The 23,475-nt window shown below is 46.6% G+C and carries 16 protein-coding genes and 1 other RNA gene; 6 read left to right on the top strand and 11 right to left on the bottom strand.

Going from position 1 to position 23,475, the window contains the following annotated elements; translation table 11 throughout:
- Positions 1-3 precede the first annotated feature (3 nt).
- The gene (gene nadB, locus IEV16_RS07870; RefSeq protein ID WP_188365138.1) at positions 4-1,575 is read left to right on the top strand and encodes an L-aspartate oxidase; all 1,572 of its coding nucleotides are present in this window, start codon (positions 4-6) and stop codon (positions 1,573-1,575) included.
- A gap of 75 nt (positions 1,576-1,650) precedes the next feature.
- Here nadB and IEV16_RS07865 read toward each other — a convergent pair whose 3' ends face one another.
- The 3 genes from IEV16_RS07865 to ettA all read right to left on the bottom strand — a co-directional run bounded on the left by IEV16_RS07865 (position 1,651) and on the right by ettA (position 7,426).
- The gene (locus tag IEV16_RS07865) at positions 1,651-2,346 is read right to left on the bottom strand and encodes a M6 family metallopeptidase (RefSeq protein ID WP_188365137.1); all 696 of its coding nucleotides are present in this window, start codon (positions 2,344-2,346) and stop codon (positions 1,651-1,653) included.
- A 121-nt stretch (positions 2,347-2,467) separates the two neighbouring features.
- Positions 2,468-5,665 (bottom strand): M12 family metallo-peptidase, encoded by a 3,198-nt coding sequence (locus IEV16_RS07860; protein WP_188365136.1) that lies wholly within the window; start codon positions 5,663-5,665, stop codon positions 2,468-2,470.
- Between the two features lie 90 nt (positions 5,666-5,755).
- Positions 5,756-7,426, bottom strand: coding sequence for an energy-dependent translational throttle protein EttA (ettA, locus tag IEV16_RS07855; RefSeq protein ID WP_188365135.1), 1,671 nt, complete (start codon positions 7,424-7,426; stop codon positions 5,756-5,758).
- An 86-nt stretch (positions 7,427-7,512) separates the two neighbouring features.
- Between ettA and IEV16_RS07850 the strand changes: the two genes are divergently transcribed.
- On the top strand, positions 7,513-9,069 hold the full coding sequence (locus IEV16_RS07850) for a glycosyltransferase family protein (protein ID WP_188365134.1): 1,557 nt from the start codon (positions 7,513-7,515) through the stop codon (positions 9,067-9,069).
- Positions 9,070-9,294: 225 nt separating this feature from the next.
- On the opposite strand, the gene IEV16_RS07845 is transcribed toward IEV16_RS07850, so the two are convergent.
- A complete protein-coding gene (locus tag IEV16_RS07845; protein ID WP_188365133.1) occupies positions 9,295-9,912 on the bottom strand; it encodes a DUF502 domain-containing protein in 618 nt (205 codons plus the stop codon).
- Between the two features lie 96 nt (positions 9,913-10,008).
- Here IEV16_RS07845 and IEV16_RS07840 point away from each other — a divergent pair, with 96 nt between their 5' ends.
- Positions 10,009-12,345, top strand: coding sequence for a Tex family protein (locus tag IEV16_RS07840; RefSeq protein ID WP_188365132.1), 2,337 nt, complete (start codon positions 10,009-10,011; stop codon positions 12,343-12,345).
- A gap of 67 nt (positions 12,346-12,412) precedes the next feature.
- Here the strand turns inward: IEV16_RS07840 and IEV16_RS07835 are convergent, their stop codons facing one another.
- Positions 12,413-13,741 carry a DUF2254 domain-containing protein gene (locus tag IEV16_RS07835; RefSeq protein WP_188365131.1) on the bottom strand — a complete coding sequence of 443 codons (1,329 nt, stop codon included), beginning with the start codon at positions 13,739-13,741 and terminating at the stop codon, positions 12,413-12,415.
- Between the two features lie 16 nt (positions 13,742-13,757).
- Positions 13,758-14,243, bottom strand: coding sequence for a methyltransferase family protein (locus tag IEV16_RS07830; RefSeq protein WP_188365130.1), 486 nt, complete (start codon positions 14,241-14,243; stop codon positions 13,758-13,760).
- Between the two features lie 128 nt (positions 14,244-14,371).
- Between IEV16_RS07830 and pip the strand changes: the two genes are divergently transcribed.
- The gene (gene pip / locus IEV16_RS07825; protein ID WP_188365201.1) at positions 14,372-15,313 is read left to right on the top strand and encodes a prolyl aminopeptidase; all 942 of its coding nucleotides are present in this window, start codon (positions 14,372-14,374) and stop codon (positions 15,311-15,313) included.
- 11 nt (positions 15,314-15,324) lie between these two features.
- On the opposite strand, the gene uvrD is transcribed toward pip, so the two are convergent.
- The 3 genes from uvrD to yihA are packed head-to-tail and all read right to left on the bottom strand — an operon-like array spanning position 15,325 to position 19,209.
- Complete coding sequence (uvrD, locus tag IEV16_RS07820) at positions 15,325-17,511, bottom strand: DNA helicase II (RefSeq protein WP_188365129.1); 2,187 nt, start codon at positions 17,509-17,511, stop codon at positions 15,325-15,327.
- The gene (locus IEV16_RS07815; protein ID WP_188365128.1) at positions 17,502-18,611 is read right to left on the bottom strand and encodes a hypothetical protein; all 1,110 of its coding nucleotides are present in this window, start codon (positions 18,609-18,611) and stop codon (positions 17,502-17,504) included. The genes uvrD and IEV16_RS07815 overlap by 10 nt, the downstream gene beginning before the upstream one ends.
- Entirely contained in the window at positions 18,604-19,209 is a 606-nt protein-coding gene (gene yihA, locus IEV16_RS07810) for a ribosome biogenesis GTP-binding protein YihA/YsxC (RefSeq protein ID WP_188365127.1), read from the bottom strand. The genes IEV16_RS07815 and yihA overlap by 8 nt, the downstream gene beginning before the upstream one ends.
- Positions 19,210-19,363: 154 nt before the next feature.
- On the opposite strand from yihA, the gene IEV16_RS07805 reads away from it, so the two are divergent.
- Together IEV16_RS07805 and IEV16_RS07800 are read left to right on the top strand one after the other, a co-directional pair.
- Positions 19,364-19,984, top strand: coding sequence for a c-type cytochrome (locus IEV16_RS07805; RefSeq protein ID WP_188365126.1), 621 nt, complete (start codon positions 19,364-19,366; stop codon positions 19,982-19,984).
- Positions 19,985-20,040: 56 nt separating this feature from the next.
- Positions 20,041-20,865 carry a thiol:disulfide interchange protein DsbA/DsbL gene (locus IEV16_RS07800; protein ID WP_188365125.1) on the top strand — a complete coding sequence of 275 codons (825 nt, stop codon included), beginning with the start codon at positions 20,041-20,043 and terminating at the stop codon, positions 20,863-20,865.
- Positions 20,866-20,929: 64 nt separating this feature from the next.
- Here the strand turns inward: IEV16_RS07800 and IEV16_RS07795 are convergent, their stop codons facing one another.
- Entirely contained in the window at positions 20,930-22,978 is a 2,049-nt protein-coding gene (locus IEV16_RS07795) for a bifunctional (p)ppGpp synthetase/guanosine-3',5'-bis(diphosphate) 3'-pyrophosphohydrolase (RefSeq protein ID WP_188365124.1), read from the bottom strand.
- Positions 22,979-23,000: 22 nt separating this feature from the next.
- Positions 23,001-23,364, bottom strand: an RNA gene (gene rnpB, locus IEV16_RS07790) — RNase P RNA component class A.
- Between the last annotated feature and the right edge of the window lie 111 nt (positions 23,365-23,475).

Raw genomic sequence — 23,475 nt, 5'->3', positions numbered from 1 at the left:
CCGATGCCGGAACTGTATCAAGACACGGTACTTGTTATCGGCAGTGGGATTGCCGGTTTAAGTGCCGCCCTTGAACTGGCGTATTTGGGTCTGTCAGTGACTGTGTTGACCCGTGCCGATGACGCCGAAGATTGTAATACCCATTGGGCCCAGGGCGGGATTGTGTATCGTGGGGAGAATGACTCGGCCGAATTGTTGGCACAAGACATTATGGCAGCCGGTCACGGTCTGAATAATCCCGATTATGTGGCGTATTTGGCAGCCCGGGGACCTGATTATGTGCGTCGTCTGATGATGCAACAGACCCGGGTTGATTTTGACCGGAATCACAAGCAACAATGGCTGACTTGTCAGGAAGGTGCCCACAGTGTGGCCCGGATATTACATCACAAAGATGCCACCGGGCAGGCCATCCATAAAGTGTTACTCGCGGCATTGCGTCAACACCGAAATGTCTCCTTAATGACGCACCACACCGCCATTGATTTAATTACACCCAATCACCACAGTCTGGATCGGCGCAGTGTTTATCAGCCCACCCGGGTGGTCGGGGCGTATGTTTTGAATCAACAAAATGACCAGGTAATGCGCATGTTGGCCAAACACACGGTACTGGCCAGTGGTGGGTATGGGCAGTTGTTTTTACATTCGAGTAACACCGCCGGTGCGCGTGGTGATGGCATCGCCATGGCCAACCGTGCCGGCGCCCGAATCATTAACACTGAATATGTGCAGTTTCATCCCACCACCTTGCATAAAAAAGGCGCGCCCAATTTTCTCATCTCTGAAGCCTTAAGGGGTGCCGGTGCCCGGTTGATTAATGCCAAAGGTGAGTTTTTTATGCAACACTATTCACCTGAGTGGCAGGATTTGGCGCCACGCGATGTGGTGTCGCGCAGTATTTTCAAGGAAATGCAACGTTTAAATAATGACTGTGTTTATTTGGATCTGGCTTCTTACTTACAGGCCGATGCCATAAAAGCCAAGTTCCCGGGTATATATCAATTTTGTTTACAACATGATATTGATATTACCCGTCAGCCGATTCCGGTGACACCAGCGGCCCATTACGCCTGCGGTGGAGTTTGGGTCAATCAGCACGGTATGACTGATATTCAACAATTGTATGCAGTCGGTGAGGTGGCGTGTACCGGCTTACATGGTGCCAACCGATTGGCCAGTACCTCCTTATTAGAAGGTGTGGTCACCGGTCTGGATGCTGCGCGTGCGATTGCGGACAACACGGACCGGGTCGACTTTTATGACAAGCAACTGATTCCACCATGGCAGATGAACAGTATGGAAACCGCTGATGATGTGTTGATTCAGCACGATGTACATCGCATTCAAACCATTATGTGGAATTATGTCGGTATCAGTCGCTCATCTGAACGTTTACAACGGGCTTTACGTGAGTTGCGGCGTTTAGAAGATGACATTGAGCAGTTTTACCGCAACAACCGGGTTTCTGATGCTTTGATCGGATTGCGTAATGCCGTGCGCACGGCGATTATTGTAACCCTGGCTGCCTGGTCAAATAGCCACAGCATCGGCTGTCATTACCGTGAAGAATAAACTGACAATCTATTTTTTTCAGGCATTAAAAAAGGGCGATCTAAGCGCCCTTTTTTATGCTTGTATTAACTGATTTTAGTGGTTTAAACGGCGGACACCGATAAAACCTAATATCAACAGCATCAAGCCCATGCCATACCATTGTAAGCTGGGAACAGGTAAAGCGGCTGCTGAAGGCGGTGTGCCGGAGGCATCCATGCTGACGTCATCAATAAAAATGTTAACAGTATCATCACCTTGGGTAATCGAGTGGAATTCTAAATTGACCGTTTGGCCTTGATAAGCAGTTAAATCGACGTTAACTTGGTTGTAGCCTAATACACCACAATTAGGATTGGTTTGGTCAAATAAGTATTCCTGGTTGCCGTCAATTAAGACTTCCATAAAGCCGGTGCCATTACAGACCGCAGATTCTAAGAAAAATGAAAGTGTTACGGAGCCGGCCGGTGGAATGGTCACTGATTGAGAGACACTGGCCTCTTCAAAAGCGGAAATGCCGCCAAACCAAGTCCAGAATGAACCACTGTTCGGGCCGGTGCCGGTGCCCGTTCCACAGCCCCCCACATCACAAATAGGTGTGCCGAAATTTGTTGAGCTTTCTGTCCAGACACCACCAAAGGGACCAGCTTCAAAACCCGGATCGGCGATGGGTACCGGTGCCAGTGGATTAAAAGGCGTGGCTTGAGCCACTGTGGCATTGGTTTGTCGCTCAGTTTGCGCAAAAGCGGTTAAGGCAAAAAGCGTGAGCGTTAAGAATAAAGCTTTTTTCATGGTTCCTCCAAAAGTGTTAAACAGGGTTATCGTAAAAATATTGTTAAATCATAGCGAAGTGGATTTATAAAGCAAGTATTTTAATAACAAAATAATTAAATTCATGTCTTTATAAGGTTATTTAGCGTGGTCGAAGTGGTATATCAGAAATCCGAACCATATGGGTATCGGTGATTGGCCAGTCACCACTGAGTGGTGCCGGCCAACTGATAACACTGTGCCAGGTATTTTGATTAAAATCAAAACTCATTTCCCCCACTTTTTCAAATTCAACACCAGGGGTTCCACCACATCCGGGGCATAAGGATTGACTGGTAAAAAAGCCCAGATTAAAGTGTAACGGTCCGGTGCCAAAAGCAATGTCACTGCTGAGCCATCTGGGTTCACCGGCACCATCATACAGGTAGGGTGTGATAACAGATTTCTCACCGATGGTGGCAATCGCTACGCCCCAGCCGGGGGCATCTTCACGGGTCCACATGCCGGTATAATTCTCTTGTTCCGGTTCATAGCTAAATTGTTGCCATTCGATGTCTTCTGAGCCGCTTTGATCGTGCAGTTGCCAGTTTATACTGGCTTCACGTTCATTGTGAAAATTAACTTCAATGTTACCCACCAGTTCAAACTCCACTTCACTGTCTGAAATTTGCGTGGTTTTTAACAGACCCGATTGATAATGAAATTCATCGAGGATATCGGCAGAAAAATACCAAATCGGCAAGCCATCTTGATCATAAGTGAACCACAAAACCTGTAAGCGCTTATTAAATACAAAAATGGTGAAGCCGCGACCGGAGCTGGCAGGATTAAACCAGTTTCCGGCGTTGGGGCTGATAACTCGATCAGGATTCTGATATAAACGGTCCTTTAAAGCAGGCACTGTGATGACTCTATGCGGGCCATCCAGTCCCTGGCCTGACACCAGTTCACCTAAAAATTCACCTTCAGCATTAAATTGTATCAAAGCGTTTTTTTCTGAATCAGCGACGATAATTCGACCATCACGGGTCTGGCTGATGCCACGCAAGTTTTTATACCCCAGTGTTGTGGTTGAAGTGAATAATTCAATAAACGTACCGCTGTGGCCATCGGTTTTGAATATTTGTCCATTTTTGGTATTAAGTATATTACCGGAATCTGTGACCAGCAGGGCATAGCTGTCTTTCAGCCAATAGGGGGAAGTTGGGCCTAAGGGGATCAATTGCGGGCTGTTGAGGTTACCAGAATAAAGTTTTATGTTGGTGCCTAAGGCGAAGAGTGTGTTGTTATGTAGCGCAAAATCAGTCAAGGTTTCTTCATCAGTTGGAATATATCGTGGTTGCATAGAAACAGCCTGACCGGCCAAAGGTACACTAAATTCTGCCATATAATCATGCTGACTTTGTTGGTTATCAGTGGTGCGGGTTTTGGCTACCCGGAGTTGGTGGTTGGGTAAATAAGCCAGGGCTGACGGGAATCCGGAATTAAGTTGTGTTTTATCGTTTGCATAAGGTTCAATGAGTGTGGTTGAAGCGAGGCTTCGGTTTCTAACCGATAAGGATTTAACCCGGCTTTCGGTGGTATAAATCAATCGATGGGCGTGGTGGTCATAAACCATATCGGATTGAAAGGTGAGGTGGCCGTCTTGCGGTAACACTTCAATGCCTTTACTGCGACCGGTTTCGGCGTCAAAGCGCAGGATTCGATTATTATTGACACTGATAACCAGGATGTCTTCCTTATCCGGATTGACATCCGGATATTCATCGTCATCACTGTCTAAATCGCTGTTGTCACCGACACCGTCACCATCGGTGTCGGTTGTTTCTGTCGGGTCATTTGAAAATATATCCCGGTTATTGCCGACTCCGTCGCCGTCATTGTCCTGATGTTCATCAGGGTTTTTGGGGAAAACGTCTGCATGATTGGGGAATCCATCACCGTCTATATCGAAGTCGTTGTTATCACCCACGCCGTCACCATCAAAATCGCTCCATTCTGACCCATCAGACGGAAAGCTGTCGCGGTTATTACCAACGCCATCACCATCCGTGTCTGTGGTTTCTGTGATGTCGAAAGGAAATTCGTCGTTGCGATCTAAGATACCGTCCCCATCGGAATCTTCTTCAGACGGTGATAAAGTCACGGGATAAGGCGCCGATGATTGCGTTGGAAAGTAACTGCTGACCGGTCCTTGTAATTGTGAAATAACATGCGCATTGTTGCGTTGCCCGATGATGCCACAGGCATCGCCGCCACATTGGACATTGGGATTAGAAAAATAATTGAGTTCTAAAAACCGGTTGGGATCGCCGGTGCCAAAAGAGCCCATGATGGTGCCATACTGTCCCAATTTGGCAAAACCGGCCGCATCAGGCAGAAAACGGTATTGTGGGGCTGCATTGTGGTGGCCGGCTCCAAGGTTATGGCCGATTTCATGCACCATTAACTGGTCAGTGCAAATCGACCAGCTACTGCTGCCATCGGCCATGATATTGATCCCATAGGAAGCGTTAAACTGCTGACCATCACCCACAGGAAAATAGGCAATGCCACAATTACCTCGGGTTAAAATATCGTGTGTGCGTAAAAAAACAACCAAATCCGCACCGCTGTTTGCCCGCCAGGCAGGTATGTCTGTCAGGCCTTGATAGCTGGCGGTGCCGGCCAGGGTTTTTTGTAAATGTGTTAACAGGGTTTGGTTGGCGTTGTTGGCGTTGTATCCGGTTTGTTTTAAACCCACCAGACGCAGGCTCAAATCCAATTGGCTGTTGGCGTAACTTTGGTTGGCCACATGGATGTACTGCTGAACCCGGGCTTCCAATAATTCTCCGGGATAACGATTGGCAATGGCTTGGTCATAAACCACCAGCACATCAATCACCGTTCCGGTGGATTTGTGCTGTAGTGAATTATTTAGGGTTTTGGCGTTAAGTGATTGATTATTCGGTGTATGGTTTTCCGTACCGCAGCTGTTATAGTCAGCATTTTGTGGCATTTTGACTGCCCACATACCATGGCTTTCTGTGGTGAGAATATAGCGGGTGTCGTTTAATCGTAACTGACCGAATATTCCACCACCACCTATGGTGGCGTTAATTTCTCCAAATTGGAAGGTTTTTTGAATACGCTGTGTGTTAGCACCTGATTTGGTGGTGTTAACAGGCAGTTGGAGGGTTTGCCCCTCTAAACTAAGGCTCAAATGGCCGGATTTTAAGGTGCTCAGTGATATAGGAATCACATCATCACGGTTAAAATCAGCATACGCCCGGGGCATTTCTTGGGCCCATAAATGCGCACCAAAAAATAATGACACCAAAAAAAATGTTAATAAACGCATAATTACAAAGCCGGTGATTTACTTTATTGTACTGCGCTCACCCAAAAAATCAAAGCAACGCCACAGCCAATACATGCTGTGGCGCGGTGTTTATTTTTTTAAAGGTCGGTATTTGACCCGTTCAGGTTGCAGGGTTTTGCCGTGGCGGCTTTTATAATCTTGTTCATATTCTGAATAATTACCTTCAAAGAACTCAACCTGAGAGTTGTTTTCAAAAGCCAGGATATGGGTGGCCGCCCGGTCCAAAAACCAGCGGTCGTGAGAAATAATCAGCGCAGAACCGGCAAAATTTAAAATCGCCTCTTCCAGCGCCCGCAGAGTTTCTACGTCTAAATCGTTGGTGGGCTCATCCAGCATCAAAACATTGCCGCCGATTTTCAGTACTTTAGCCAGTTGTAAGCGGTTGCGCTCACCACCGGATAAATGCTTCACCAGCTTTTGCTGATCGGCGCCTTTAAAGTTAAAACGCGATAACCAGGCGCGTGCCGGCACTGAATAGTTGCCGACTTTGATCACTTCTTCGCCATCGGCCACTTCCTGCCACAGTTGTTTGTCTGAATTTAAATCTTCGCGACTTTGGGACACATAAGCCAATTCCACGGTCGGGCCAACGGTAATGCTGCCTTCATCCGGCTGTTCGGTGCCGTTAATCATGTTGAACAAAGTGGTTTTACCGGCACCATTGGGGCCGATGATACCGACAATGGCACCTTGCGGTACTTTGAAAGACAAATCATCAATCAGGTATTTATCGCCAAAGGCTTTACTGACATGATCAAACTCAATCACCAGTTCGCCCAAACGCGGACCGGGCGGAATATAAATTTGGTTGGTTTCGTTGCGCTTTTGAAAATCTTTGGACTGCAATTCTTCAAACTGTCGCAGCCGGGCTTTGGATTTGGCGCGGCGTCCTTTGGGGTTGCTGCGCACCCATTCGAGCTCATGTTTAATGGTTTTCATGTGCGATTGTTCTTGCTTGGCTTCCTGTTCTAAGCGTTTTTCTTTCTGTTCCAGCCAGGAGCTGTAATTGCCTTTCCAGGGAATGCCGTGTCCGCGATCGAGCTCTAAAATCCACTCGGCAGCGTTGTCCAGAAAATAACGGTCATGGGTCACAGCCACAATGGTGCCTTTAAAATCATGCAAATAACGTTCCAGCCAGGCCACGGTTTCCGCATCCAGGTGGTTGGTCGGTTCATCCAGCAACAGCATATCCGGTGAGGACAGCAGTAATTTACACAATGCCACCCGGCGTTTTTCACCACCTGATAAGTTCTTCACGGTGGCATCCCAGGGCGGTAAGCGTAAGGCATCGGCTGCCATGTTCATGGTTCGGTCTAAATCCCAGCCATTGCTGGCATCAATTTTTTCTTGTAGTTCTGCCTGTCGTGCCAGTAAGTCATTCATTTCGTCATCGCTCATGGGCTCGGCAAATTTTGTGCTGATTTCATCGAATTCGGTCAACAGAGATTTAACCTCACCCATACCGGCTTCCACATTTTCACGCACGGTCTTGTCTTCTTCCAGTTCGGGTTCTTGGGGTAAATAGCCGATGTTGATTCCCGGCTGGGCCCGGGCTTCGCCATTGTATTCCTGATCAATGCCCGCCATAATTCGCAAAACGGTTGATTTACCCGCCCCGTTAAGGCCCAGGACGCCAATTTTAGCACCCGGAAAAAAGGACAAAGAAATGTCTTTAATGATTTCACGATTGGGCGGTACCGTTTTGCTCACGCCCATCATGGTGTAAATATATTCTGCCATGGTCTGTGTTAATTTAAAAAGGCACTATGTTACTGCAAATGGCGACTAAAGTCCTGTGATAGAATAAAGAATTTTCTGTGAAACATATGCGGTTTAATCAGCCCTCAGCTTGGCTTATTCTCGGCACCATTGCATATCTTTTTTTTATGCATCTGGGCAGTATAAACGGCCAGCTGCTCAGTGATTCTTTTTCACTGATTTATAACTGCTATGGTTGGCAGCAAGCCGATCAAATGAGCGATGGTTTGTTATCAATGTTTTATCGCAGTACCAATGAAGCCGGTGGTTCATTTATGTTTCGACCCTTAGCCATTGCATCATTATGTGGTGATTATGTGCTCTGGGGTGAACAGGCGTTTGCACATAAGCTGATTCAGCTTTTATGGCACATTGGCAATGGTGTTTTGCTGTATGTTTTACTTGCAAAAGTAGTTCGATGTTATCAATTAGACACCCGCTTTGCTGCGGTGACAGCCTGTTTATTTCTGTTGTCACATTTAACCCCTGAAATCAGCGTCTGGGTGGCCGGTCGTTTTGATGCGCTGGTGCAAACCTTTATGTTTTTATGTCTGTATGCTTATTGGTCACAGAAACGTATTTGGGCGTTATGTTTTCTTACTTTGGCATTACTCAGCAAAGAATCGGCCATGGTGATTGTGCCGATGTTGGTCAGTTTAAGTTGTTTTCGGCACTGGGGGAAGCCGAATGGTCTAATGACTATCAGCCGTGAAAGCGGGCTGTTTATCATTTTGTTGGGACTTTATTTGGTTTATCGCTGGTTTATCTTTGGCCAAACCACCCAGGTTTATTCGCAATCAGGTGACCTGTTTGAACGAATAATGTCTCATGCCATAACGTTTCCAACTTTTTTGAGGCATACATTATTGGGTGCTGTTGATCATTTGATGTTATGTGGGGTCTATCTTGTTTTAATGTTGGGCTTGTATGGTTATAGTTTTTATCGAGCGAGACAGCGTCAGATGTTACGGCTGTGGCTGTTTGTGGCATCTGGTATTGTGATTATTTTGACGGCGTTGTTGACACAGGTGGGTCCTGGAGAATCATCAGGTACAGGTGCGCGCTTACTTTATATTGTGATTCCCTGGCAAATGGCTTTGCTGTCTTTGCCGATGCTGTATGAAACCCGGCGAAGTTACCGGTTTGTTATGCTGGGCTTTTTACTTGTGGCAACCTGGATGCACTGTTTGGTATTACAACAGTGGATCGCCGCTTCACAGATATCCAAAAAGTTAGTCAGTCAGGTGCCTGATATGGCACAGTCAGTTGATCAGGATAATTGGTCGTTGTTACTGGTGCCTGACCACATCGGACCGGCTTTGTTGGCCAGGAATGCCCAGGCTGCGATGGTGTTACCACCCTTTCAAAAGCAGGTTTATTTAAATTCTGTGGTACCTTTTATATGGCGAGATTTGGAATTATGGCGAGAGCGGGTCAACACATCATTTGTGCAACAATTTAAAACCAATTCAGATCAACCGAATATACAGCCTTTATATGCGTTTTGTCTGTCCGGTCAGACTGGTTTAGTGAAGCAAGCAATAAGCGAGGATGACTTTTTATCACCACAAGAATGGCAATCGTTCTGGAAAAAATTAATCAATGATCATAGGTGTTACCATTAGCCAATGAAGCCACCTGTTTGTGAAATTTGCCAAAAACGATTAACCCTTGATTCTGACAGTGAGTCCACAGGTGGTTTAGTTTGGTTTAAAAATTATCAACCCTTACCGCCACGAATGGTTGGTCATCCTAAAGGCATAGGCTGGTTCTGTGGAGTCCATTACAAGCAAGCGCAGACTTTGAACAATCTTGACATGACCGATGCGATCCAGCAAATCAAGTCTTCTTTATAATAAAGGTTGGTCGTCGTCTTTGTCTTGGGAAACACCGGCGGTCAGGGCGAAACGCATGGCCTTTTCAAAGGTCCAGTCCATCGGCTTAACCTTGCTTCTGGGCAAAAACACCGTATAACCGCCAACCATATAACTCATGGGTAAATAAACCGTGACCAAATCATCGGCATTATCACACTGGTCCTTTACCACCTGAGGAATACTGTCGGTGGTAATCATGCCCACCACCAGACCTAAACCATTGTCGCTCATATCCACCAGTGCCACCTGCTGGGTTTTGTGCTGTGAGTTGTCAAACATATTCGCCAGGTCTTTGACCGCACCATAGAGCGTCTTGACCAGTGGAAATTTCAGCAAGGCTTTTTCCATGCGTTGATAAAACCAGCTGATGACACTGAATTGAAACATCAAACCGACGATAAGCAATACCGCCAACATAAGAATCAGGCCACTGGCGGGAAAAATAAATTGTTCGAGGTTTAAGGCCGTGAGGGCCGAAATTCCCATACCGTTAAGCCACACAAAGGCCGCCCATAAAATCCAGATGGTAACCAGTAGCGGCAACACCACCAGAGCGCCTTTCATCAAGGGATTTAATATAAATCGTTTCATTTTTGGTCTCATTAAACAACCGATTTATCATATCACGAAATGTAATCGCATTAATCTTCATGCTAAAATGCGCGATTTTTTAAATCACACAATCGCATGGGCACACAAGATCTCACGTCGGGTCAGATTCAGCAATTGGCCACCGAAATCGCAGCTAAAACAGAGCATGTAAAAAAAACCATTGATCTTTTAGATGCGGGCAATACCGTACCGTTTATCGCAAGGTACCGTAAGGAAATAACCGGTGGCCTGGACGATGGACAATTGCGCTTATTGGACGAACATCTTGGCTATATGCGTGAGCTAAACGAACGGCGTCAAACCATACTAAAAGCCATTGATGAACACGGTCAGTTAACCGGGGAGTTAAAACAACAAATATGGGCTGCAGAGACCAAAACCCGCCTGGAAGACCTGTACCTGCCATATAAGAAAAAACGCCGCACCAAAGCACAAATGGCGCGGGAAGCGGGATTAGCGCCTTTATTGCAACAACTTATTGAACAGCCCGGTGAGCCGCCTGAAACATTGGCCAATGCCTATATAAACAAAGATAAGGCGGTTGATTCAGTGGAAACTGCCCTGGACGGCGCTTGCCAGATTGCCATGGAAAAACTCGCCGAAGAAGCTGATTTGGTGCAGTTGTTGCGCGATTGGATGCAGCAAACAGCGGTGATTGTTTCGAAAGTCCAAAAAGACGCTGAACAAAACCCGAAAGCCGCTACTTTTAAAGATTATTTTGATTTCCAGGAAGCTGTCAATAAAATACCTTCGCATCGCATGCTGGCTTTATTAAGGGGCCAAAAAGCCGGTTTTTTACACCTCAATATTGACCATCCCAGTATTTTGGACGAACACACAGAAATACATCCGGCTCTGGGGCAAATTATTGATTACACCGGTTGGCCGGCAAAAGAGTCTGAATGGTTGATGCGCACTGTGGAAATGGCCTGGAAAGTGAAGTTGCATTTGAAACTATCACTTCAGTTAACCACTGAGTTGCGTCAACAGTCAGAAACTGAGGCGATTGATATATTTGCCCGCAACTTAAAAGATTTATTATTGGCAGCTCCGGCTGGAAACCACGTCACCATGGGTCTTGATCCGGCTTATCGCACCGGTGTTAAAGTGGTGGTGATTGATCACAATGGTCAACTGATTGATAAAGCGGTTATTTATCCGCATAAACCACAACAACAATGGGATCAATCGTTGGCAATTTTAAATGACTTGTGTCAAAAACATGACGTATCTTTAGTCGCCATCGGCAACGGCACCGCGTCACGGGAAACCGACCAATTGGCAGCCGAATTGCTCAATAACAACGGCATCAAAGCGCAGAAAATAATGGTTTCTGAAGCCGGTGCCTCGGTGTATTCGGCCTCTGAATTAGCGGCCAGGGAGTTTCCGGATTTGGATGTGTCATATCGGGGCGCGGTGTCCATTGCCAGACGTTTACAAGATCCGCTGGCGGAACTGGTCAAGATTGACCCCAAAGCCATCGGGGTCGGTCAGTATCAGCATGATGTTAACCAAAGCCGTCTATCCAAAGCCCTGCAGGCAACCGTCGAGGATTGTGTGAATGCCGTGGGTGTGGATCTCAACACGGCGTCACCGGATATTTTAAAATATGTGGCCGGTGTAAGTGACAGCGTGGCGCAAAATATTATTGACTATCGTAGCAAGCAAGGCGGCTTTACGAATCGCCAGGAATTGCTGAAAGTACCGCGTTTGGGGGATAAAATGTTTGAGCAATGTGCCGGTTTCTTGCGCATTCGCGGCGGAAATCAACCCCTGGACTATTCCGCCGTACATCCTGAAGCCTATCCTCTGGTGGAACACATATTAAATCATGTTAAACAGCCAATCGAAAACGTCATGGGTCAGGTTGGTGTCCTGGATCACATCAATGGTCAGGATTTTGCCAACGATCAGTTTGGTATTGATACGATAAAGGATGTTCTGGCAGAGCTGAAAAAACCCGGACGTGATCCGCGCGGTGAATTTAAAACCGCCCGTTTTGATGACAATGTCCATACCCTGGATGATTTAAAACCTGGCATGCGGTTAGAAGGTGTTATTACCAATGTTACCGCCTTTGGTGCCTTTGTGGATATCGGGGTGCACCAAGATGGGCTGGTGCATATTTCCGAATTGGCTGACCGCTTCGTCAAAGACCCCAGCGATGTGGTCAAAGCCGGTGATATTATCCAGGTGCGGGTGTTAGAGTTGGATATACCCAGAAAACGTATTGCCTTAAGTGCCAAATCCGAACAGGCGCCAAGTCAAGTCAGTGCGAAGAAAGAGGCTGGTAAACGGGTAAACAAAGCAGCCAATAAAAAATCAGCACAGCGCAATAAACGCCCGCAATCCCAATCAGACAGTGCCTTCAGTGGTGCCATGGCGGATGCTTTTAGAAAAGCCCGAAAATGATGGCTAATGCTTTTTTTCACTCCTGAAAGGCTTAGAATATTTAGTTAACACGTGGGTAAATAACCATTCAAGACACGATTGATTTGACTATGGCATCGATTCGTTGATGGTCAAACTCCTGGGAGATTTCTTGTTTGGCCTGAGTCCTCAGTAATCGGGCGCTATTAATTAAGCTGCGTTGTTCAGGACAGTTGGTGGGTGCCAATTGCAATAAATTGGTGTGCATATACAATAATTTTAGAACAATCAGGACATCGTGGGCACAATAGGTGCGAAACGGCGCCATAATTTGGAACAGTAAATCTTCAAAGTCGAGGGTTTTAATTTGTACACGTGTGGCTGGGGCGCTTTCCTCATCGCCATCGTCTTGAAACCATTCCCGGGGTTGATAGCGCAGGCGAAGCGCCAGTAACTGGGTGAGGTAATCGATACAGGTAAGCGCAGTTCCCGGGTCGTTAATGCCCGGTGACATGGCTTTCACGGCAATTTCAGTAATTACTTTAAAACCTAAATCTTCATTGTCGCTGACCGATACTGAAGATTCGATTAAAAATTGTCTGTGTATATCTTTTGCTAAATCATCTTCCACCGCTTTACGGGTTTTAAATAGCGGTGTGCCAGCCAACATATAATAGCTGCGACCGACCAGAATCTGCATTTGGTTGTCATCTTTGTGCATCAGTTTAAGTAGTGCGCCAGTATCGACTGCACTCAGGTAGCCATTGGTCTGGGCGCGGTATAAAGTCCAGTTATCAACCGGAGAAAAATCAGCCGGTGCTTTTGTGATAACAGACGATTCATTCAGGTTTTTGTTGTTTTCAAGCAAGTGATTAAAGTGATGCGCGGCATCTTCATAAACACGATGCAGAATATGATCAACCTGAATGGATTTTGAGATGGAATGAATAAAATAGATAAAAGCGGTCAAAGAGGTCGCCATCATTAATATCGCCATCAGAATCATACTGCCGGGTGTGGTGACTTCTTTGCCTTCGGATTGGATAAGCATCAAGGCCAGCAGACAGAAAAATAAACTCGCTAAATAAATGCCTAAGATGATTTGATGTTTTTTATTGGAGACCAGACCGGGCAGCAGGCGGGGCGAAAAATTAGCGGCGGCCTGGTTCAGTAAAATCATTACCATAGAAAAGCTGAACACCAATATGGAAATAAAACCACCAATAAAGGTTCCTAAGATAGTTCGTGCGGTTTCAAAGCTTTGCACCATGACAATCGGGACGTGCTTGATGATTAATTGCGATAAGCCAAGTTGCTCTAAATACATCATCACCAAGGCCAGAAATAACCCGGCCAGTGCCAGAACACTGGGATAAAAAGCGATTTGCCGCTCAAGCTTGACAAAAAAATGCAGGGGTTTTTTAACCGGATTAATCATGTACCGGCGGCCTCTGTTACAACCAACGTCCAACCTTGTTTAAATAGCGATAATAAATATCGCCAAATTGATTCAGCAGAATTCGTTCTTCAGGGATAATTTGATAGCGATTCATATAAAACACGAATAAGGGCAGAAATACAAAGCCCACCAGGTTGGCTAACATAAATGCCCAGGCTATCAGCCACATAAGAAATCCCAAATACATCGGATTTCGGCTGACACGATAGATACCACTGGTAACAATGGTGGTGGTTTTTTCAGGTTGTCTGGGGTTGATGGTGGTTTGTACTTTTCTAAAATGAAAAAAACCGGCCAACACCAAAAACAGACCCAGGATAAAAAATAAGCCGGCGATATAAGGTGTCAGAAAAAAAGTATAGTTCAATCCCGGAAAGATATAGCGCACAGAAGCCATGGCGGCCAGCCAGATAATAAACAGCAAAGCCGGCGGAATTTTTAATGCCAGGCGAGTTAAGTTAACAGGTCGTTCTTGTGTCATAGTTCACTACATGAGAGTTTTAATTTATTGTAACGTAAAATTACCGCTATGTGACAATGAAAAATCGACAGTTTAGTGTTGGCATGGATCAGCGTATAATAGACATTGATTTAACACAGGTAACTATCATGGCAGAATTATTCCCGGTTCCCAAATTAATTGACAGCGGTCAGCTCAAGGTCTCTGATATCCACACCATCCACTGGGAAACAGCCGGTAATCCGAAGGGAAAGCCGGTGATTTTTGTGCATGGCGGGCCGGGCGGCGGTACGTCTGAAGACACCCTGCGGTTTTTTGATCCTGAAAAATATTATATTGTGCAGTTTGACCAGCGGGGCTGCGGTCAAAGTACGCCACACGCTTGCGTTGAAGAAAATACCACCTGGGATTTGATTGCGGATATGGAGCGGATTCGTGAACATCTGAATATCGAGCAATGGCAAGTCTTCGGTGGTTCCTGGGGCAGCACACTGTCATTGGCTTATGCCCAAAGCCATCCGCAACGGGTGACTGAATTGGTGTTGCGTGGTATTTTTTTGTTTCGTGAAAAAGAAATGTTGTGGTTTTACCAGGAAGGCTGTAGCCGAATATTTCCGGATGCCTGGCAGCCTTTTTATGAACACATCCCTGAAGATGAACGCCATGATTTAATGACGGCGTACCAGAAACGTTTATTTAGTGACGATAAGGCGGTGCAATTAGCCGCGGCGGAACGCTGGTCTGTGTGGGAGGGTTCTACCTGTCATTTGTATCCGGATTTACAGCATATTGAAGATACCGCTGAGCCTGAATTTGCGTTGGCATTTGCCCGTTTAGAAAATCATTATTTTATGAATAAAGGCTTTTTTGAGCATGAGAACCAGTTGCTTGATAATTGTGATATTATCGCCGATATTCCCACCATTATTGTCCAGGGGCGTTACGATGTGATTTGTCCGGTGGAGTCGGCCTATGAACTCAATCAGCGACTTAATAATTCCGAACTGGTGATTGTCCCCGATGCCGGGCATTCCGCTTTTGAACCATCCATTGCCAAAGCCCTGGTGGATGCCACCAATCGTTTTGCATAGAGGGCTCAACATTAGAGCACTTCTAATTGGGCATATTTTGCGGCCAGAACCTTGGGGCCGGCGTCGTTAAATTGCACCAGGACTTGCAGGTAATCACCTTTACCGTTCATATCGGTGACCACACCTTCACCGAAACGGCTGTGGCGGACGGTCTGACCGATTTGATACGGTAACTGTTCCTGTCCGGGTCGGTTAAAGGTAGTACCCGGGCGGTGGTAGCCGCTCATTTGTGGTTTTGGCGGGTGGATGTTGCCACGAATTTGGTTAATCAATTCCTTGGGTACTTCACGCAGAAACTGTGAGGGCAGGCAGGCGGACATCTTGCCGCGAATACGCCGTGACGTGGCATAACACAGAATCAGTTGTTTTTCAGCACGGGTGATGCCGACATAGGCCAAACGGCGTTCCTCCTGTAATTTCACCGGGTCTTCCATGGATTGAATATGCGGAAATAAGCCTTGCTCCAGTCCGACAATAAACACCACAGGAAACTCCAGGCCTTTGGCTGAATGCAAAGTCATCAGTTGCACATGGGGTTCGTTATTGTTATCGGTGTCGCCGGCATCGAGGCTGACTTGTGACAGAAAAGCGGACAAAGGCGTTAAACCCAGCGAACTTTCTTCGTCAGAAAGGCTGAAGCTTTCTGCAGCGTTAATTAATTCGTCCAGGTTTTCTAAACGGGATTGGGCTTTTTCAGGTGGTTCTTTTAAATAATGGTCTTTTAAGCCGCTGCGTTCAATGATGTCACTGAACAGTTCAGCCAGACTGTACTCCCGGCTGTTGAGTTCGAGTTCATCGATTAAGCCGGAAAATTGTACGTAAGAACCGGCTGCACGGGCGCTGAGTGTGCCATTTTGCATTAGTTGGGCGGCGGCCTGCCACAAACTGATGGTATCCATCTGCGCCTGATTACGAATGCGGTTCACAGTGGTCTGGCCAATGCCACGGGTGGGCGTATTGATCACCCGCTCAAAAGCCAGATCATCATGGCGGTTATTGACCAGACGGGCGTAGGCCAGTACATCCTTTATTTCCATGCGTTCAAAGAAGCGCAGTCCGCCGTATATTTGATAAGGGATGCTGCGTTTGAGTAAATTTTCCTCCAACAAACGGGACTGGGCGTTGGAGCGGTATAAAATGGCGATTTCATTGGCTTTTGTGGTGTTGGAAAGCATCCGGTCAATTTGTTCAGCCACAAAATAGGCTTCGTCATAGTCAGAGTGTGCACCATACACCTGAATTTTTTCACCTTTTGACTGGGCGGACCAGAGATTTTTGCCGAGTCTTTTCTGGTTGTTGGCAATGACACCGTTGGCCGCATCCAAGATGGTTTGGGTGGAGCGGTAGTTTTGTTCCAGTTTGTATTGCTCGGCTTTGGGATAGAGGGTTTGAAAATCCAGAATATGATCCACCCGGGCACCGCGCCAGGCATATATTGATTGGTCATCATCACCCACCACCATCACGCTGTTTTTGTCACCGGCCAGCACCTGAATAAAAGCTGACTGAATGGCGTTGGTGTCCTGGAATTCATCCACCAGCACATGAGAAAAGCGTTGTTGATATTTAGCCCGCAGATCATCGTTATCCAATAACAATTCATGGGCGCGAATCAACATTTCAGAAAAGTCCACCAAGCCAGCGCGTCGGCAATGGTCATCGTAATGGCCATAAACTTTTAAAAAGATTTCGGTGTTGTAATCTCCCATATCATCGATTTCATCGGGTCTTAAACCTTCATTTTTCTGGTCATTGATGTAAGCCTGTACGGTCCGTGGTGGCCATTGCTTTTCATCGAGTTCCAGTTCACTCAAACAGCGACGTATCAATCGGTATTGATCATCGCTGTCGAGAATCTGAAAATTGCGTGGTAAACCGGCGGCCTCGTTATTAATTTGTAATAGTCGCAAGGCAATGCTGTGGAATGTGCCAATCCATAAATCCCGAATCTCACGGTTCAGCATATGACTGACACGGTTACGCATTTCAGCGGCCGCTTTGTTGGTGAAGGTGACCGCGAGAATGCTGTAAGGCGAAACAAATTCGGCGGTAATCAGCCAGGCGATGCGGTGCACCAAAACCCGGGTTTTACCACTGCCTGCACCGGCCAGCACCAGTGCATGCTGGGCATCTGTGGTGACCGCTTGCGCCTGGGTTTCATTGAGGTTTTCGATAATACTGTGGGGGTCTAATGACATCCTGAGGACTCCTGTGAACGCCCGTCCAGGCGATGCTTGTGTTTAATGGCGATTTGGTACAAGTTGTTGAATTCGGTTTCAAGGTGCCGGTCAATGGCGCTTTGGCCGTTTGGGTTCAAGGGATAAAACCAGTGCTGTTGTCCGCTTGTCTCGGTTAATACCGTCCATACATAACCGGCCGTTGGGTGCATATAATCCACCAGTTGCGGTTGCTCGGGACGTTGTTCTGAGCTTTGTTGCCGGTGATAAAAGGGGTGTTTGATTAAGCTACTTTTGAGGTTGTCGTCATTCGGCGCTTGGTTTGATTGTCCAGCATCGAAAAAAAGACTGTTAAGCTGATGACTTTGAAAAACTTCAGACGCCAAACGTTGTGCCATCAACCAGTTAATGTAATCTTGTTCGCTTCTGCCCGGATGAACGCGAACAAAGTCATCAAGCGTATAAAAGGGCATAAAAACGGCTTCACCGCGCAGATAAAAAGCTTGCAGGTTTTGGTGTAAATCCATGTGGGGTTGATCCGCCAGTAAAGCGGTTTCAATCACCTGCCATAAATGGTGCATGCCCACCTGATCATAATGGTTGTGCATCATGGCAATCAAATCCAGATGGGTCATGTAATTGGCATGCACAATTTGTGCTTGAAAAGAGTCAGTCAATAACTGATAAGTGGGCGGTGAGACCATGCCTTTGTCCAGTAAGGTCTCTTCAAAACGATGGCTGACGGCTTCATCTTCAGTGATAAGAACAAATGGCACATGCATTAAAGGTGCCGATTTCTTAGCAGGTTGCAATCCTTCGGGCATGGTGCCCTGATGGGCGCCAATCGCCAGTACCCGGTGTTGTTGTTGCGCTCCTTGCAAAACCGCCGAAGCGTATTTCAACAAATTATTGTGCAGGGTAAATCCTGATGTTAAGACAGCCTCGGTGGGATAAGCGGCAGCCGCAACCACCAAAGCGGTTTGTGGTGTTAAACGCAGCACCCTGCTCAGTTCTTCAGCCATTTGATCGCCCAAATCACTGGCCTGTATTTTGTCCAGAGTTGTTTTTATCGTACTTTGACATTCTAAGCTGATAAGGCCGAACAAGTTTTGATTAGGCATGGGTTGATTTAAACCAGGGTGTTAACGTGTTGGACAGAACATCGGCACCTTCTTTGCGCAGCGCCGAAAAAGTCTGGCAGGTGGTGCTGTCACTGATGGTGGCGATGTTTTTTTGGGTGGTATGTAAGGCTTTGGTCATTTGGGAACGGCTGAGTTTATCGGCTTTGTTGAGCAACACATGGCTGTGTAAACCCGATTGATACGCCCAGTGAATCATCTGCTCATCAAAAGATTTCATCGGATGACGAATGTCCATAATTATCACCACCCCAATAAGACTTTTACGATTCATCAGGTAATAATCAATTTCTTTTTGCCAGTGTTGGCGCATTTTTTCAGGCACTTTGGCATAACCGTAGCCGGGCAAATCCACCAGCCGCTGATTCGGGGCAAATTCAAAACAATTAAATAATTGCGTTCGGCCGGGTGTTTTACTGACTTTGGCCAAACCTTTGTGGTTGGTCAGGGCATTAATGGTGGTGCTTTTGCCGGCATTGGATCGGCCGGCAAAAGCAATTTCCTGACCATTGTCTTCAGGTAACTGGTCATAGCGGTAAGCGCTGACGAGATAACGGCTTTGGCTGAATAACTGACTCATAAAGATAAACTAATGTATGGCAGCAGGCGATAACCTGATGGATTATTTTGACTTAGGGTATTTTAATGGACTGGTCGCAATTTTGATATGTTTGACTGCTCATATTGCGTTATAATAGCGCACTTTGTTAAAACTTAACCAATTAGGGGTTGTTATGAAACAGATTGTTCTCGTGGTTTTGGCCGTATTCACAAGTCAAATTATGGCGCAAGATGGTGATGCTGAAAAGGGCAAAGCTTTATCCGCCACCTGTATGGCTTGTCATGGTAGCGATGGTAACAGTGTCAATCCGATTTGGCCAACCCTCGCAGGTCAACATCCACAATACATTGCCCGTCAACTTAAATTATATAAAAACGGTGGTCGAGAGAATGCTGTGATGATGCCCATGGCAATGGGTTTGTCTGAACAGGACATGGCTGACTTGGGCGCCTATTTTGGTGAGCAGGAAGCGAAATTGCTGGCTGCGGATTCTGCAAAAATTGAATTGGGTGAAGCGATTTATCAAGGTGGTCTGAAAGACCGTAATATTCCGGCGTGTTTAGCTTGCCACGGGCCCACAGGTCAAGGTAACCCGCTCAGTGGCTATCCGGTGGTGGCCAATCAGCATGCGGCCTATATGGTTGATCAACTGAATTTATTTAAACAGGGTCGAGTGGTGCCAGGTAAAGATGAAGTCAACGGAAAAATTATGGCTGATGTTGCCAAGTACATGACACAAGAAGAAATTGAAGCGGTGTCCAGCTACATGCAGGGTTTACAAGCTGCAAAATAAGTGAACTTTGTGCGGTAACTTAAGTCCATAAATACGTTAATTACTGAGGATAATTTATGAAAAAACTGATACTTTTACTGGCGGTCACTTTAATTTGGGGGTGTTCACAAGCCGATGAATCAGAGACCAAAACAGCGGTTAAAGAACAGACAGCCCAAAGCACCGAAGCCGTGAAGCAAGAGGTTAAACAGCAAGTTGAAGAGGCGGTGGCCGAACAAACTGCCGAGGCCCAAGAACAAGCCAAAGAGGTGGCCGATAAAGTGGTCGATAAAATGACGGAAGACCATGCCGGTCACAATCATGATAATCCGGATGCCGCGACAACAGACTATCAGGCCGGTATTCATTACAACGTCATCACCCCAGCCTGGGATACGGGATCAGATGACGTGGTGATTTATGAGTTTTTCAGTTATATGTGTCCGCACTGTAATACTTTTCAGCCTTATGTGAAGAAACTTGAAGAAGATTTGCCCGAGGGCATTCGGGTGCAGCGTGTACCGGTGGTGTTTTATCCCCAGTGGAAGCCCTACGCGCAGGCTTATTACACTTTTGAAGCCATGGATATGTTGGATCAGGCCCATGCGCCATTTTTTGCCGCCATTCATCAGCACAAAAAACGTTTTCGTAATATAGAAGACGTGGCTGACTGGGTCACCGCCTCTTTCAGCGTGGACCGCGATAAATTCTTATCCACCGCCAACTCTTTCATGATTGACGGCCAAATCCGTAAGGGCATGCAAATGATGCAGGCCATGAATGTCACCTCCACACCGACACTGGTTGTCAATGGTAAGTTCATACCCAATGGCAATCAAATGCGCACACGGGAAGACATCATTAAGCTGGCAGAAACACTGGCGCTGCAAGAAGCAAATTAATCCCATTCAACCACACAAAAAAACCGGCTTCAATCGCCGGTTTTTTTGTGTCCGGCTGTCGCCCTCAGGCCACCCTGCGAATATCTTTAACCGCCTGTAAACTCGATAACCGCTTTATAACCTGATCCAGATGATCAAAATCGCGGGTCTGAATAGCCACTTCAATATAAATTGATTCGTCGTCAGCAGTTGACGTGTTAAGTGCCATGATGTCGCTGTCCAGTTGGGCCAATAAATGACTGATGTCTTTAATCACTTTTTTACGGTCTTCTACGGTGATGCGTAATACACTGGTGTTGTGATCAGTGAGGCTGTCACGCCAACGAACATTAATCAGTCGGTTGGGTTCTTCTGAAATCATATGAATATAATTATCACAACCGCTGCGGTGCACACTGATGCCCCGGGTGCGGGTGATAAAACCGCCGATGGCATCACCGGGCATGGGTTTACAGCAACTGGCAAAGGATGTTTTTAAATCAGCCACACCCTCGACAATCAAATCATCGGCACTGGCTTTTTTGGACAAAGATTTGGCGGTGGTCTTAGCCACTTTCTTTTTCGGGTTGATTTGCAGGTCAGCCCGTCTGAGTACCTGAGAAACGGTGATGTCACCGGTGGCAATCATGGCATAGAGTTTATCCAGACTCTGCAAATTAAAAGAGCTGACCAGCTTATTCAGATCAGCGTGCTGCAAAGCATATTTATTGAGCTCGCTTTCCAGCATGTCCTTGCCCAGGCTTAGATTTTTATCAAAATCATTGTCCCGAAACCATTGTCTGACTTTGGCACGCGCGCGGGCACTTTGCAGGTAGCCTGACTGCTCATACAGCCAGTCTTTTGAGGGTTTGGGTTCTTTGGCGGTCAGGATTTCAATTTGTTCACCGGTTTTTAAGGGTCTTGTGAGCGGCACAATGGCGCCATTGACCTTAGCGCCCTGACAGCGGTGGCCCACTTCGGTGTGTACCTGATAAGCAAAATCCACCGCCGTTGAGCCTTGCGGTAAATCAATCACATCACCGCCGGGGGTGAACACATAAATCCGCTCTTCCTGGGTGTCGGACTGAAAAGCATCCAGTAAATCATCACTGTGGGTGTTTTCATTGAGCAGTTCGCGCATCCAGTTGACTTTTTTATCATAGCCGCTGTCTTCCTTGCTGCCGTCCTTATAACGCCAATGGGCAGCCACCCCGAGTTCAGCATGCTCATGCATCTGGTGAGTGCGTATCTGTACCTCAAGCGTTTTGCCTGCTACCATCACCACGGTGTGCAATGACTGGTACATATTACCTTTAGGCTGGGCGATGTAATCATCAAATTCTTTGGGCACATGTGGCCATTTAGCGTGCACCAGACCTAAAGCGGCATAACAATCGGCCACCGTATCCACCAGTACCCGAATGGCGCGAATATCGTAGAGACCTTCAAACTGCAGCTTTTTTTGCTGCATTTTTTTATAAATGCTGTAAATATGTTTAGGTCGTCCGGCAATATCAGCGTTAATGTCATGGTCTTTTAGCGCTTGGTGCAGTTCAGCGGAACAACGCTGGATAAAGTGTTCCCGATCATCTCTTTTTTCCGCCAGCTTATTGGCTATCATGCGGTAGGTTTTGGTGTCCAAATAACGAAACGACAAATCCTCTAATTCCCATTTGATTTGCCACACCCCTAAGCGGTTGGCCAAAGCGGCATGATAAGTCATGGTGGAGGTGGCCAGTTGTTTTTGCAAATCCTTAGAAAAATTCAACGCCGCACGCATCAACACCAGTTGTTCCGCCAGTAAAATCAACACCAGTCGCACATCATTTAACATCGCAAACAACAAGCGCCGTAAGCCTTCTGCGTTGTTGGATTTTGGGTTTAACAGCCAGTCAGCCTGGTGAATTTTTAATAAGTCATTTAAGGTTTGGCGTTGGGTTTTGGATAAGCCTGATTCAACCTGTTCCTGATTGTCGGGGTTGTTTCTGATGGTATGCAGGCATTGGAAAATGGTTTTAATTTCCCCATCAGCTTTTAGGGTGTCGAGAATTTCAAGGGTTTTGGATTTGTGCCCCTGAGAGCAGTGTTTGTCGTCTAACCAGAAATCTTCATCCTTTGATGTGGTGTTGTTCATACGCGCTACTGTTTCTCAAGAAATAATGAGTTGGTCTGTAAGCCGGGTTCTGTACGATTTCTCGCGGCAATCATTCATCTGGAAACGGCATTACTGCCGCCCTCAAGCAACCTACCCGAAAACAAGTGCGGACCACACCATCTGTTTTCCTATTTGGTCTTGCTCCCAGTGGGGTTTACCCTGCCGTCTTTGTTACCAAAGCCGCGGTGCGCTCTTACCGCACCCTTTCACCCTTACCCCTCACCTAACGTAAGGTGAGGGGCGGTCTGCTCTCTGTTGCACTGGCCGTAGGCTCGCGCCTCCCGGACGTTATCCGGCACTGTGTCCTGTGGAGCCCGGACTTTCCTCGAATACTCACAGGTACCCGCGATTGCCCAACCAACTCATGGGTATTATTGGGTTGATAGGGCCTAAATACAACTTGTATTTATGTTTAAAAGTGAAAATTAAATTGTTTAAAGGTTATGAATGAATGATTTCACAAAAATAACAATAAA

Source organism: Marinicella pacifica (genome assembly GCF_014636635.1).
GTDB lineage: Bacteria > Pseudomonadota > Gammaproteobacteria > Xanthomonadales > Marinicellaceae > Marinicella > Marinicella pacifica.
The sequence above is the reverse complement of the archived record's forward strand: the minus strand, read 5'-3'. Positions and strand labels throughout refer to the sequence as shown.